Genomic DNA, 13,233 nt, shown 5'->3' with positions numbered 1-13,233 from the left:
GGACCGAAGACCTCGCTGGAAGCGATGTTCACTATTCGGGAGGAACCCCAGTTGCCTTGGCACCTCTCAGTGCGGACCCGGTCGGTTTGGCGGTTGCCTTGGCGGCAGCGGCCTTCTTCACGGGCGTCTTCGCCGCAGCAGCCTTCTTCACGGGCGCCTTCGCCGCACCAGCCTTCTTCACGGGCGCCTTCGCCGCACCAGCCTTCTTCACGGGCGCCTTCGCCGCACCAGCCTTCTTCACGGGCGCCTTCGCCGCAGCAGCCTTCTTCACGGGCGCCTTCGCCGCACCAGCCTTCTTCACGGGCGCCTTCGCCGCAGCAGCCTTCTTCGCGGGCGTCTTCGCCGCAGCAGCCTTCTTCGCGGGTGTCTTCGCGGCACCAGCAGCCTTCTTCACCGGCGGCACCCCGGACGGCACCGATTTGGCAGTTGCCTTGGCGGCCACAGCCTTCCTCGCGGGTGTCTTCGCGGCACCAGCAGCCTTCTTCACCGGCGGCACCCCGGACGGCACCGATTTGGCAGTTGCCTTGGCGGCCACAGCCTTCCTCGCGGGCGCCTTGGCCACCACGGCCTTCCTCGCGGGTGTCTTCGCGGCACCAGCAGCCTCCTTCGCGGGCGCCTTCGCGGCCGCAGTCTTCTTCACCGGCGCCACCTCAGACGGGGTCGGCTTTTCGGCAGCAGCCTCCTTCACGGGCGACACCTCGGACGACGCCTGCTCCGACTCGGGGGTGGTGCTGATCTGGGGTTCCCCCTCGAGTCCGGCCTTGGCACCCTCCGATGCTTTCATCTGTTGCCGCAGCTTGCTGTTCGTCCAGGACCAGGCGCCCTCTCCTGCATCCCGAAGAACCCCGACTGCATTTCTGGCGGCGCGCGCGGCGCCGCTGATAACGTTCATGGCCAACTCAGCCAGCCTTCCGCAGTCACGGCCGCCGACGCACAGGCGGCCTCCTCGGACGTATCCATCACCGGACAGACTAACCGTGAATGGCAGTCAACGAGCGACCGGCGGATTGTGCGGTGCATAGCGGTAAGTAGTGCGGCTGACACAAACCGCCGTCTTTCGCCCAGTCTGATGCACCCGTCGACGTTTCGTTAACCGCACCTCCGGTTGGGCACGACCACCGATATCCGACACCATCCCCACCGAATACTGCGCCGACGGTCGTCGCACACCGACAACCCGTCGGTGGACGTGAGCGATGAACCAGGACTGTCGGATTCGGCGCCGACCAGTCCGCCACCGCGACCGTCCGTCGCCTGACGTCCCGACAGAAAGCAGCCAGCGATCCGGGTCACGCACCGGGCACTCGCGCACCACACGCACGGCGTGGTCTCAGGACTCGTGATTCGTGATCGTGATTCGGGGTCCCAACACCACGGCTCGAACTGATCGCCATTGAAGAGGCGATGGACACCGATGTCGTGTTCGTCGACGTCGAGGAGACGATGGTGGACAAACACCGTGCCCGCCGCAGCGTCATGCCCACGGCGTACACGCTGCATCCGAACGAGGTCATCGGGGAGTTCGGGGAGCGCCGATGTGCACGCGAGGACCGCGTGACGGGGCGCATCTTGTGAGTGGGCGCCCGGGCCGATCGAGGCATCCGAGTAACCAGGCAGTGCCGGTGCGCGATCACTCGAAACCTGCGCACCGAACGCACGTCTGAGACGTCGATCAGAAGGCCGCACGGCGGAACGAATGGCCCGCCGTCCGATCACCACTCGCTCTGCACGCGCCCGTTCCGACCGAGGACGGCGGACACCCGTTCGACCTCCACCGGGTCGAGCGAGCTGCCGGTGCGTGCCCTTGCCCCACACGGTCTGGCGGAGAAAAATTGGGTACGCAGTGGCTGCGGCCGCGGGCCGTCGACGCCCGCCGGCGGTGGACCGCGACAAGTCGGCCACCGTTGCACTCACCGAGGGGACCTGTGTCCCCGCGGGAGGAGGTTACTGATGTTCATCCAAGTCATCCAGGGAAAAGTTGCCGATCAGCCGCGGCTGCGCGAATGCATGGATCGGTGGAACGAGGAACTGCAACCGGGGGCCACCGGCTACCTCGGCTCCACCGCCGGCACCCGCGGCGACGGCACGTACATCGCCCTGGTTCGGTTCGACTCCGAGGAGGCGGCCCGCCGCAACAGCGAACGTCCCGAGCAGGGCACCTGGTGGGCCGAGACCGAGCGGTGTTTCGACGGCCCGGTCACCTTCATGGACTGCCCGGACGCGATGGAGTGGCTCGGCGGCGGCTCCGACGATGCCGGGTTCGTGCAGATCATGGAGGGCCACACCACCGACGCGCACCGGCTGTCTGAGCTGATGGCCCAGGCCGGCGACAAGCTACCCGGGGTGCGGCCGGAAATCCTCGGCGGTACGTTCGCCGCCGCCGGCGACGGCGGATACGTCGAGGCGGTGTACTTCACCACCGAGCCCGAGGCCCGCGCACACGAGAAGATCACCGTCCCCGACGATCTGCGTTCGCTGTTCGAGGAGGAAGGCCGGCTGATGGGCGAGGTCGACTACTTCGACCTGCGCGAGCCCATGCTGGTCTCCGCGTCGCGGTAGCGACAACCACCCGTCGCGCGCCGCACCGGCCTTACACACAGATGCCGCCCGGTCGCGATGCCGACAGCGATGACCCTTCGGAAGGAAGTGGATCCAGGCAACCGGATTTCACGCGAACAGCAGGATTTGACGAGTTGTCTCGAGATGTTCGTTGATCTTCTGGTGCACCCGGTGTCTTTCCCTCGGTCAGCCCCTGGGAAGCATGCTGTACTCGGCGGCGACGCACAGCCGATTCTGTCGCTGCTCTGGACGGCCTCCGGGCAATCCCGACTGGGACCGACCAGCAGGTTTGTGGGGCAGGAGGCCGGATGTTCCACCGTGGTGACCGTGTTGCTACCGAAGCCCCTACCCTCGATGAGGGTCTGGTCGTCGAGCCCGAGGCCCGCCGCCGTCCGTGGATGGACTTTCTCGTCTCCACGCCGGGACGGCTGTCCGTGCTGGGGATCCTGCTCGTCGCGGCGGTCCTCACCGCTGCTGTGATCACCTCGGCCGCGGTTGCAGCCCGGCAGCAGCGCGTCGAGACCCTCCGCACCCACACCGAACCGCTGATGAATGCCGCCCAGAACGTCTACAGCGCATTGTCGATCGCCGACGCCGACGCCACCACGTCCTTCCTCTCCAGCGGCACCGAAACGACCGCCGTCCGGCAGCAGTACACCCAGGCGATCGGCGAGGCATCGAGCGCGTTGGTCACCGCAGCCAACGGCGTCTCGTCACAGGACGCCGAATCGCTGGCACTGCTGTCGGACATCGTGCGCAACCTCGCCGAGTACTCCAACCTGGTGGCGACTGCGCAAGCCAACGACCGGGCCGGCAACCCGGTCGCGGTGGCGTACCTGTCCGATGCTTCCACGCTCATGCAGGACACCATCCTCCCGATGGCCGAACGCCTCTACGTCCACCAATCCCAGGCGGTCGCCGATACCCAAACCCACATTGCGCAACTGCCCACGACCGCCCTCACCGTGACCGTTGCCATGCTCGTCGCCCTCATCCTCGCCCAGCTGTACCTGCGGCGGAAGAACAAACGTCGGGTCAACCCCGGCCTCGCCGCCGCCACCGCACTGATGGCCGTTCTGCTGATCTGGTTGGTCGCGGCAAGTGTGGTGTCGTCGATGGCGAGCGACCGCGCGAGAGTTGAAGGGACCCAACCTCTCGATGCCGTCGTCCACGCTCGCATTCTGGCGCAGCAGGCCCGCGCCGACGAAACCCTCGCCATAGTGCAGCGCGGATCGGACACCCGGTACGAGATCGACTATGCCCGGCATACGGAGGCGCTCTCGGAGGAACTCGCCCGGCAGCTGGCCGACTCACACGGACGTGCCGCCGCGGAACCGATCGACGGCGCCGTGACCGCACTCGACGGGTGGCGTGCCGCGCATCAGGAGATCGACAATGCCCTCGATCGCGGTGACTACCCGGCCGCCGCGGCGATCGCCGTCGGATCCGATCCTGCCGCATCGACGGCACGGTTCGCCGCCCTCGACCAGTCCCTGCGCAGCGCAATCGACCGGCTCCGCGACGACGAGGTCGACGCCGTGACGGACACGTATCGGTCGATGTCGAAGCTGGCCATCGGTAGCATCGTAATCGGAGTTCTCGGCGGATTCGCCGTCGGCGGGGGTATCTGGCCGAGACTGAACGAGTACCACTGATGACCCGGATGACGCTACCGACACAGAGCGCGGGACCGCGAACGCGGCTCGGGATCCTCGTCGGTGTCGCGATCATCGCCACCGCCGGCGCCGTCCTCACCGCGTGCGCCGCACCGGATCCGCTCACCCCGACCGCCACTGGTCTGTACACCCGACCGATGTCGGGTGGCGCACAGATCATCGCGCCCCTGGGCACCGCGCCTCCGGAACCACCATCACCCGAATCGTGCGGTGCCCTCGCCAGCCTGCGTCCCGGCCCACCGCCGGCACCCGGACAGATGCCACCCGGCGGCTCGCTCGCCGAGATTGCCGCTCGCGGTCGGTTGATCGTCGGTATCGATCAGAACACCAATCTGCTCAGCTTCCGGGACCCGGACACCGGCACCTTGCAGGGCTTCGACGTCGACATCGCCCGCGAGATCACCCGCGACATCTTCGGCGATCCGGAGAAGCTCGAATTCCGGCTGCTCACCTCCGCAGGCCGGTTCACCGCACTCGAGAACAACGACGTGGACGTCGTCGTCCACTCCACCTCCATCACCTGCGATCGCGCACAACGGGTCGGCTTCTCCACCGAGTACCTGCGCACCTACCAGCGCCTGCTGGTCCCCAAGGGCTCCGACATCACCGGACCGGCGGACCTCGCCGGGAAGCGAGTCTGCAGCTTCATCGCCACCACCTCATTGGCCACCGTCCAACGGGTCGCGCCGCAGGCCACGATCGTCGCAGTCCCCGACTGGGACGACTGCCTGGTCACCCTGCAGAAGGCACAGGCCGACGCCGCCAGCACCTCCGACTCACTTCTGGCCGGATTCACCGCCCAGGACCCGGAACTGCAGATCGTCGGACCACCGCTCGAGACCGAACACGCCGGAATAGGGGTCAACAAGGACCGGAGCGACCTGGTGCGGTTCGTCAACGGCACACTCGACCGCATCCGTGCCGACGGCACCTGGATGCGCATCTACGACCGGTGGCTGGCCACCCCGCTCGGACCGGTCTCGGGCCCACCCCCAGCGATCTACCGCGACTGAGCAGACACGGAGTTGCAGTCCGCGTCCAAGCCTTTCCAGGCGGTGAAATTGGGAACTTGTCCAAGAACGTCGAGTCCGGCCGCGACAGCCATGCTCCGGTTCGACTGGCGGACTTCGCACTAGCAAAACAGTTTCGCCGGTCAGCTGGTGTGGGCGATCTGGTCCCAGCCCTCGACGGACTCGGGGGGCGCGAGGTGCGGGTCCGGTGTAGAAGGCGGCGGGGCGGACGAGCTTGCCGAGGCGTTTCTGCGACGTCCGCGGCATCTACCAGCCCGCGTTCCCGCAGAAACGGATGCATCGATGCGGCGCGGGCCCGCACCGGGCCGAGCAGCAGACGGTGCCTGCCGTTCAGGTGTGCGCGTTCGTGGGCGAGGACGGCGCGCAGTTGGTGGTCGTCGAGGGCCAGCTAGATCCTGTGCATAATTCTCGCAGAATCTTGCCCTGCAATTGATTATCTAAATATGTTGTATATCAACATATTTCAGAAAACGACTCAACACCGGTCGAAAGGGACATCCGCGGTGCAGTCGACACCCCGCGCGCCCCGGCGGCCGGCACTCCCCCGACACCCACATCACAAACCGGGGACATGTCATCACATCGGGTCACAGCACCATCACAACCGAGGCGCCCACCTCACAGGGATGCGGGTCGCCGCATTTCGGAGCGGACTCCCCTCCGGGGAGTGACGGGTCGCCTCGGGGGTGCCGCGCTGGACGTCTGTGAGTGTTCTGCACGCCGACCCAGGGGATCCGCGGCGCGCTCGAGTACTCGGTGGGGAAGGTCGCGGGTCGGTTGCGGCGATCACGGGGTACCTGAATGTTCGTCAGGTCCGGGTCAGGACCCGGGGCCCGATGTGGTGGGCGAGTTCGAGCGCGAGTTCGAGCGCCAGCCGGCGTTCGCCGGGATGGTGACCGAGGAGTTCGGTTGCACGCGCGACGCGTTGCAGGACGGTATTGCGGTGGGTGTGCAGGCGGACGGCGGCGCGGGGTGCGTTCTCGGCTTCGTCGAGGAACACCCGCAGGGTCTCGCGGAGCCGCGCCGCGCTGGGCGTGTCCACGGCGAGCGGACCCAGCGTCGTGGCGACGAAATCGGCTGCGCGGTCTTGGTTTTGCGCTGCCAGCGCCGTGACTTCGAGGTCGCGGTAGTGCGCCAGGCGCGCGCCGCTCGGGTGCCCGCTGAGCAGCCGCTGGATGGTCAGCGCCGCATCGTGTGAGCGGCGGAACCCGGTGATGCCGGGCTGGGTGGGGCCGACCGCGACGCGGACGTTGGGTTGCGCTCGGGTGAGCGCGTCGCGCAGTGCGTCGAGCGCGGGGTCGGAGTCGGTACCGAGCCAGGCCCACAGCGTCGAGGTTCCGGCGGGGAGGGTCAGCGGAGGGCGCGCACCGGCGGCGCGGGCGAGGCTGGTGGCGGCGGACTCCAGCGCGCCCTGCACCTCGCCGGGCGGTTGGGTCCACAACACGAGTGCGGTATGGCGGCGGGCCAGTTCGTACCCCAGGCGTTCGCTGGCTCGGCGGCTGTCGATCGGGGCACCGTCGAGGATCAGACGAACGGTCTCGGTGCGGCGTGCGAGCGCACCACCGAGCACCTCCTCGCGCTCACGCTGCGCGTCGGCAATGACGCGGCCGATCACGTGGTCGACGTTCTCGAACAGGTGCTGCGAAAACGCCTCCAACAACTCGACGAGCTGCGGGCCCGGCGCGACGACCCGAGCGGCATGGGCGATGAAGCTCTGCCACACCAGGTTCTGCCCTCGCCGGTAGGCGTGGAAGATCACGTCGAGGTCGATGCCGCGGCGCACGATGGTGCGGACCACATCCAGCGCCTCCGGTGGGACGTCGATCGGTGCCGCGCGGCCGTCGCGGCGTGAGAGTGTCGTCAGTAGGCGCGCGACGTTCGCGCGGTTGCTTGCCGACATCTCCGCCGCGATCGCGGCATCGGCGCCCAGCGCTGGGGCCAGCTTGACCACCTCGGCGTCCATGTCTTCGACGAACCGATCGAGTTCGGCGAGCATCGAGTCGGCGACGTCACCCATGAGCCTGACGATCACCGCGGGGGTCGTTGCGCTGGTCATGAACAGAGTGTGCTACCGCACATAGTCGGGGGCAAGGTATAGGCGTACGGACATGTCGCCGGGTGTCGGTGCGGATTTACTGTGAATCACATCACACCCCCACTCGACAGCGTCCAGGAGACACCAGTGACGATCACGACCATCCCCGACGTGGAGACCATGGAATTCGATGTGTTGATCATCGGCGCCGGCATCTCCGGAATCGGCGCGGCCTACCACCTCAAGACCCGCCGGCCGGACACGACGTTCGCGATCCTCGACGGTAAGGACGCGATCGGCGGGACGTGGACCCAGTTCCGCTACCCGGGGATCCGCTCGGATTCGGACATGCCGACCTTCGGCTTCGGGTTCAAGCCGTGGACGCACAAGAAGGCGATCGCCGACGCGCACATCATCCTGGACTACCTGCAGGAGACCGTCACCGAGAACCACATCGACGAGCACATCCGCTTCGGATACCGGGTGTCGGCGGCGGAGTTCTCCTCGTCGGCGGGGCGCTGGACTGTGACCGCGCACCGTTCCGGCAGCGACGAGACCGTGCAGATCACCGCGCGGTTCCTGTTCTCCGGTACCGGCTACTACGACCACGAGGCCGGCTTCACGCCCGAATTCGACGGCATCGAGGACTTCACCGGCCAGGTGGTTCATCCCCAGCACTGGCCCGAAGACCTCGACTACTCCGGCAAGAAGGTGGTGGTCATCGGCAGCGGCGCGACCGCGGCCACGCTGATCCCCGCGATGGCCGGCACCGCAGGGCACATCACGATGTTGCAGCGGTCGCCGAGCTACGTGCTCTCGCTGCCGGCCGAGGACGCGATCGCGAACACGCTCAACAAGCTGATCGGCCCGAAGCGGGCGTACCCGATCATCCGGCGCAAGAACATCATGATGCACCGCGGGATCTTCACGGCCTGCCGGCGCTCCCCGAAGCTCATGCGGAAGCTGTTGATCGCCGGGGTCCGCCGCCAGCTGCCCAAGAACTTCGACGTCGACACTCACTTCACCCCCCGCTACAACCCCTGGGATCAGCGCCTCTGCATGGTGCCCAACGGCGACCTGTTCAAGGCGATCTCGACAGGCCAGGCCTCGGTAGTGACGGATCGGATCGAACGATTCACCGAAACCGGAATCCGGCTCGAGTCCGGCCAGGAACTCGAGGCCGACATCGTCGTCACCGCCACCGGTTTGAACATGCTCGCGTTCGGTGCGATCCGGATCAGAGTCGACGGAGAGCCGGTGAATCCGCCCGACACCACCGTCTACAAGTCGATGATGCTCAGCGGCCTACCGAACTTCGTGTTCGCACTCGGCTACACGAACATCTCCTGGACGCTCAAGGTCGACCTCATCAGCGAGCACTTCTGCCGACTGCTCGATCACATGGACGAGCGCGGCTACACCATCGTCGAACCGGTCCTCACCGATCCGGACATGGAACGGGTCCCGTTGCTCGACCTCACCTCCGGATACGTCCAGCGTGCGGTCGCCGCGTTCCCCCGTGCCGGCACCAGCGGCCCGTGGACAGCCGCGACGGCCTACGACAAGGACGTCGAGCGGCTGCGTGAGGGGCCGATCGAGGACCCCGACCTGCGATTCACCGCCCACCCGCCGGCTCTGCTGGCCTCGTGACCGGAGCGAGCACGATGAACAACGAGATCACCTTCACCAGCCACGGCGTCACCTGTGCGGCCTGGCACGTTCCGGCCACCACCGACGCGCCAGACCGAGAACCCGGCCGGCCGTGCGTGGTCATGGCACACGGCTTCGGCGGCACCCGGGACACCGGCCTGCTGGGCTACGCCGAGGCATTCGCTCAGGCAGGCATCGATGCGTTCGTCTTCGACTACCGCGGCTTCGGTGACTCGGACGGCACACCCCGCCAACATGTGTCGTTCCGCCGTCAGCGACAGGACTACCGCGCCGCGATCGAGGCGGCCCGCCGCCTGCCAGGCGTCGACCCGGACCGAATCGCACTGTGGGGGACGTCGTACTCCGGAGGTCACGTCATCGCGGTCGCCGCGGAGGATCGGCGCATCGCGGCGGTCGTTTCCCTGACACCGGCCACCGACGGGCTCGCCGCCCTGGTCCAGATCGCCCGCTACGCCGGCCCCGGCCAGCTGGTTCGCGCCACCGGACACGGGCTGCGGGACCTCGCCCGTGCGCTGACCAAACGCGCGCCGCACCACGTTCCGGTGGTCGGGCAGCCCGGGTCGGCGGCGATCCTCAGCACGCCCGGCGCCGAGGAGGCCTACACCTCGATGGCCGGCGCGACCTGGCGCAACGAAGTGTGCGCACGCACCGCACTGGAGGTCGGGGTGAACCGGCCCACCACTTCCGCTCGTCATCTCTCCTGCCCGATCCTGGTGCAGATCGGCACACACGACCGCATCGCGCCGCCCGACGCCGCCCGCCGGACCGCCGCCAAGGCCGGCCCGCTCGCGCAACTGCGCGAGTACCCCGTCGATCACTTCGACATCTACCAGGGACCCTGGCAACAGCAGGCACTGGCCGACCAGCTCACCTTCCTCCACCGAGTCCTCGACCCCCTCCACAGCACACCGTCACCGACGAGGTGAGACCGCACCCACCGCACATCACGAATGTGCACCACCGAACACCAATGGAGAAGTGATCTCCGACCCGAATCGGGTCACTGTAGTAGGCGCAGGCATCCTCGGCGGGCAGATTGCCCGGCACAGCGCATTCAAGGGAAAGGACATCGTCGTCGACCACTTCGACCACCAGGCCATCGACAACTGCCGTGCCGCGCACGGAATGTACGCCGACATCAACCGTGCCGGCGTCGCCGCCACCGACGAGAACATCGCAAAGACCCGGAAACGGTTGACCTACAGCACCAACATTTCCGAGGCCGTCCAGCAAGCAGACGTAGGACGGTGGTGCGGATGGGCTCGCAGGGTCGCGGTACCGCGTTCGACACTCTCCCGCTGCTGGTCTCCACCCCCGACGAGGTCCTGCGCCGGTTCGACGTGCCCGCCGACCTCGTGCTGGAGGTCGACATCACCCACCCCGACTACGACTGGTTCGGCGACCTCGGCCTGAAATGGCATGCCGTCCCGGCCGTGTCGAACATGGACCTCGACATCGGCGGGGTGATCTACCCGTGCGCCCCGTTCAGCGGCCGGTACGTCAGCACCGAGGTCGGGGCCCGCAACTTCTCCGACGAGAACCGCTACGACATGCTCCCGGACATCACCGCCAGGCTTTAACCTCGACACCCGCTCCGACCGCACCCTGTGGAAGGACCGGGCGCTGGTCGACTCAACCGCGCCGTCATCCACAGCTACCGGCAGGCCGCGGTCATCATGGTCGACCACCACACCTGCGGCGATACCCGCGACAGGCGAACGGTCACGGGAGGAGGATCGAAAGCATGAACACCAACCAGACGACCGGAACCGAATGCGCACCCTGGTGCACCAACGAGGACGCTCGCGGGCGCGCGGATCACACCTGCATGGGTGACAGCAGCGACTGCATCGAACTGACCGCAGCACTGGATTACCTCACATTGGACGAAGACGGCATCGAATCGTCGTTCTGCTTCGTCACGCCCGTCCGAGAGGCAGACCGTCGACCCGGCGTCTCAATGACCTGGGAGGTCGGTGACCACCCCGAGTTCCGGCCACGCCTGACACCAGGAGAGGCCCGCAGGATCGCCGCCGAACTGGTCGCGGCCGCGGACCTGATAGAAGGTGGCGGATGACCCACGAGGACATTCGAGACCGGGTGGCGGCGCAGATCGGGATCGATCCGACCACGCAGACTCCGGCGCAGCTGCCGAAGATCGAGGAACTGACGATGCGCGCCGAGGCGCTGTACGTGCAGAGCCTGGTTCAGCTGCCCGCGTTCGGGCCGGTCTCTTCCCATCGGATTCGCCGCCAACGACGAGGTACGGCAGGAGGCGGCCGCAGCGCTTCGGGATCTCCTGGGCCAGTGGGCCCCGCGCATGGCACGGTTGCGCTGACACCCCGGGACTCGAACCGCTGACCATCCTGCCGCCCGAAGCTCCGTGCGGCGCCGTGCGGGCGTTGCCGAACCGGCGCGACGGCGCGCGGATCTGCGGCCGCTGTGACGCCTGCACCCATCTGATCGTGTGCGTGCGATGCGGGCGGCAGGGGCAGGCCACGGTCCGCGACCCTCGCGGCGGCACGGTGTGCGACCTGGCCAGTTGGGGACATCGACGTCATCCAGTTGCGCACCGGGACAACCCAACTGCGCGCCGACATGATTGAACGGTGGCGAACGCCGATGCGCAGCGTCGAGGCGCGGCAATCCGGCTACCGATGGCCATGCGGGTGCAGCGCTCGACCAACCGACGGTTCGACTGCTCTCACATCAACCGGGACCACGACGCGCCGAGTGACGGACCGGCGCGGGCCGACCGGCGGTTGTCACCATTACCAACTGTGACCACCACGGCGACGCCGTCACTCAAAAACAGTGCGGCAATTCCACCCACGCCAACCACACGGGCGGCGGCTCGACGGCCCCGAGCCGGTCGAGCGGCACAGGCACTCCGGTTACTCGGTGATCGCCCGCGTGTAACGCCGCGGCCTCCACCGCGAATAACCAGCGAACGTTGTCCGCGCCCACTCCGGGGCACGGGAGACAGGCAACAACCACCTGATGTCAACACCCCCGGGTGGGGCGTGTCGCCACGGGTATCGACGATGCGCAGCGAAGAATCAACGTAGAACGCAACAAGCGAGGAGGGTCCGATGAACCCCAGCCGGATGCGCAGACTCCGGCCGGTACCCAACACCGAGCCGCAACTGACGTTCCGCACCATCCACGGATACCGACGCGCCTTCCGCATGACCGGCAACGGCCCCGCACTGCTACTGCTGCACGGCATCGGCGACAACTCGACGACATGGACCGAGATCATCCCGCACCTCGCCGAGAACTACACCGTCATCGCACCCGACCTACTCGGCCACGGCCGCTCCGACAAACCCCGCGCCGACTACTCCGTCGCCGCCTACGCCAACGGCATACGCGACCTACTCTCCACCCTGGGAATCGACCACGCCACCGTCATCGGACACTCACTCGGCGGCGGCATCGCGATGCAATTCGCCTACCAATTCCCACACATGGTGGATCGGCTCATCCTGGTCTCCGCCGGCGGCATCACCAAGGACGTTCACCCACTCCTGCGCCTCGCAGCGACACCGATCCTCAACGAGGCACTGAAATTGCTGCGCCTGCCGGGAGCGGTGCCCGCGGTGCGATGGGTGGGAACGGTGTTGACCCGGCTGCACGGCACCCCCCTGCACCCCGGTGCCGCGCTGCACGACACCCCGGATCTGGTGCGTATCTTGACCGAACTGCCCGACCCCACCGCATACGAGGCCTACCTACGCACCCTGCGTGCGGTGGTCGACTGGCGCGGACAGACGGTGACCATGCTCGACCGCTGCTACCTCACGGCCAGTCTCCCCGTTCAACTCATCTGGGGAGACCGGGACACCGTCATCCCCGTCAGCCACGCCCACACCGCGCACACGGCAATGCCCGGCTCCCGCCTGGACATCTTCCGAGACGCCGGGCACTTCCCCTTCCGGGACGACCCCCTGCGCTTTGTCCACACCGTCGAGAAGTTCCTCTCCGATACCCGCCCCTCACCATTCGACGAGGCCAGATGGCGGCAACTACTCAACACCGGAACGGTCCAGGCGGCCCTCACCCCCGACGCTTCGACGCGTGCCACCGTGCTCGACGCGGTCGGACCCGCCGAAAGCAAAGCCACCTGACTCGCGCTCACAAGACCGACCCCGGGCACAACACCCACCCGGCACCCGGGTACGAACCCACACGGCACGGTCACCGGCCGCAGGCAGGCGCCCCTGCGGCGCCCATGGTGGCTTCGGCATGGCGGTACCAC

At 67.4% G+C, this 13,233-nt stretch carries 11 protein-coding genes and 3 pseudogenes; 11 read left to right on the top strand and 3 right to left on the bottom strand.

Annotation, left to right across the window (positions count from 1 at the left end; translation table 11 throughout):
- Window positions 1–31: 31 nt before the first annotated feature.
- On the bottom strand, window positions 32–892 hold the full coding sequence (locus tag BLV94_RS44500; protein WP_208613730.1) for a nucleoid-structuring protein H-NS: 861 nt from the start codon (window positions 890–892) through the stop codon (window positions 32–34).
- A gap of 512 nt (window positions 893–1,404) precedes the next feature.
- Here BLV94_RS44500 and BLV94_RS49775 point away from each other — a divergent pair.
- The 4 genes from BLV94_RS49775 (at window position 1,405) to BLV94_RS44485 (ending at window position 5,248) form a co-directional block, all read left to right on the top strand.
- A complete protein-coding gene (locus BLV94_RS49775; RefSeq protein ID WP_167372225.1) occupies window positions 1,405–1,575 on the top strand; it encodes a hypothetical protein in 171 nt (56 codons plus the stop codon).
- A 375-nt stretch (window positions 1,576–1,950) separates the two neighbouring features.
- The gene (locus BLV94_RS44495) at window positions 1,951–2,559 is read left to right on the top strand and encodes a hypothetical protein (RefSeq protein ID WP_074933939.1); all 609 of its coding nucleotides are present in this window, start codon (window positions 1,951–1,953) and stop codon (window positions 2,557–2,559) included.
- A 308-nt stretch (window positions 2,560–2,867) separates the two neighbouring features.
- Window positions 2,868–4,214, top strand: a complete 1,347-nt coding sequence (locus BLV94_RS44490) for a hypothetical protein (RefSeq protein WP_072951434.1) — start codon at window positions 2,868–2,870, stop codon at window positions 4,212–4,214.
- Entirely contained in the window at window positions 4,214–5,248 is a 1,035-nt protein-coding gene (locus tag BLV94_RS44485) for a glutamate ABC transporter substrate-binding protein (RefSeq protein WP_072951431.1), read from the top strand. The genes BLV94_RS44490 and BLV94_RS44485 overlap by 1 nt, the downstream gene beginning before the upstream one ends.
- A gap of 140 nt (window positions 5,249–5,388) precedes the next feature.
- Here the strand turns inward: BLV94_RS44485 and BLV94_RS51900 are convergent.
- Both BLV94_RS51900 and BLV94_RS44475 read right to left on the bottom strand, forming a co-directional pair.
- Window positions 5,389–5,497, bottom strand: a pseudogene (locus tag BLV94_RS51900) (citrate/2-methylcitrate synthase); the annotation flags it as partial.
- Window positions 5,498–6,074: 577 nt separating this feature from the next.
- Window positions 6,075–7,322, bottom strand: a complete 1,248-nt coding sequence (locus tag BLV94_RS44475; protein ID WP_174705591.1) for a PucR family transcriptional regulator — start codon at window positions 7,320–7,322, stop codon at window positions 6,075–6,077.
- Between the two features lie 159 nt (window positions 7,323–7,481).
- On the opposite strand from BLV94_RS44475, the gene BLV94_RS44470 reads away from it, so the two are divergent.
- The 7 genes and pseudogenes from BLV94_RS44470 (at window position 7,482) to BLV94_RS44440 (ending at window position 13,102) form a co-directional block, all read left to right on the top strand.
- The gene (locus tag BLV94_RS44470) at window positions 7,482–8,951 is read left to right on the top strand and encodes a flavin-containing monooxygenase (protein ID WP_167372255.1); all 1,470 of its coding nucleotides are present in this window, start codon (window positions 7,482–7,484) and stop codon (window positions 8,949–8,951) included.
- A gap of 14 nt (window positions 8,952–8,965) precedes the next feature.
- The gene (locus tag BLV94_RS44465; RefSeq protein WP_072951423.1) at window positions 8,966–9,898 is read left to right on the top strand and encodes an alpha/beta hydrolase; all 933 of its coding nucleotides are present in this window, start codon (window positions 8,966–8,968) and stop codon (window positions 9,896–9,898) included.
- A gap of 52 nt (window positions 9,899–9,950) precedes the next feature.
- Window positions 9,951–10,154 (top strand): annotated as a pseudogene (locus BLV94_RS49015) (3-hydroxyacyl-CoA dehydrogenase NAD-binding domain-containing protein); the annotation flags it as partial.
- A 65-nt stretch (window positions 10,155–10,219) separates the two neighbouring features.
- Window positions 10,220–10,666: pseudogene (locus BLV94_RS49010) on the top strand (nitric oxide synthase oxygenase); the annotation flags it as partial.
- Between the two features lie 50 nt (window positions 10,667–10,716).
- A complete protein-coding gene (locus BLV94_RS44450; protein ID WP_072951421.1) occupies window positions 10,717–11,049 on the top strand; it encodes a DUF6907 domain-containing protein in 333 nt (110 codons plus the stop codon).
- Window positions 11,046–11,333, top strand: a complete 288-nt coding sequence (locus tag BLV94_RS44445; protein WP_072951418.1) for a hypothetical protein — start codon at window positions 11,046–11,048, stop codon at window positions 11,331–11,333. Before BLV94_RS44450 ends, BLV94_RS44445 begins: the two co-directional genes overlap by 4 nt.
- A gap of 731 nt (window positions 11,334–12,064) precedes the next feature.
- Complete coding sequence (locus tag BLV94_RS44440) at window positions 12,065–13,102, top strand: alpha/beta fold hydrolase (protein WP_072951416.1); 1,038 nt, start codon at window positions 12,065–12,067, stop codon at window positions 13,100–13,102.
- The last annotated feature ends 131 nt before the right edge of the window (window positions 13,103–13,233 follow it).

Source organism: Rhodococcus koreensis (genome assembly GCF_900105905.1).
Lineage (GTDB): Bacteria > Actinomycetota > Actinomycetes > Mycobacteriales > Mycobacteriaceae > Rhodococcus_F > Rhodococcus_F koreensis.
Note: the sequence above shows the minus strand (reverse complement) of the source record. Positions and strands in the feature narration are given on the sequence as shown.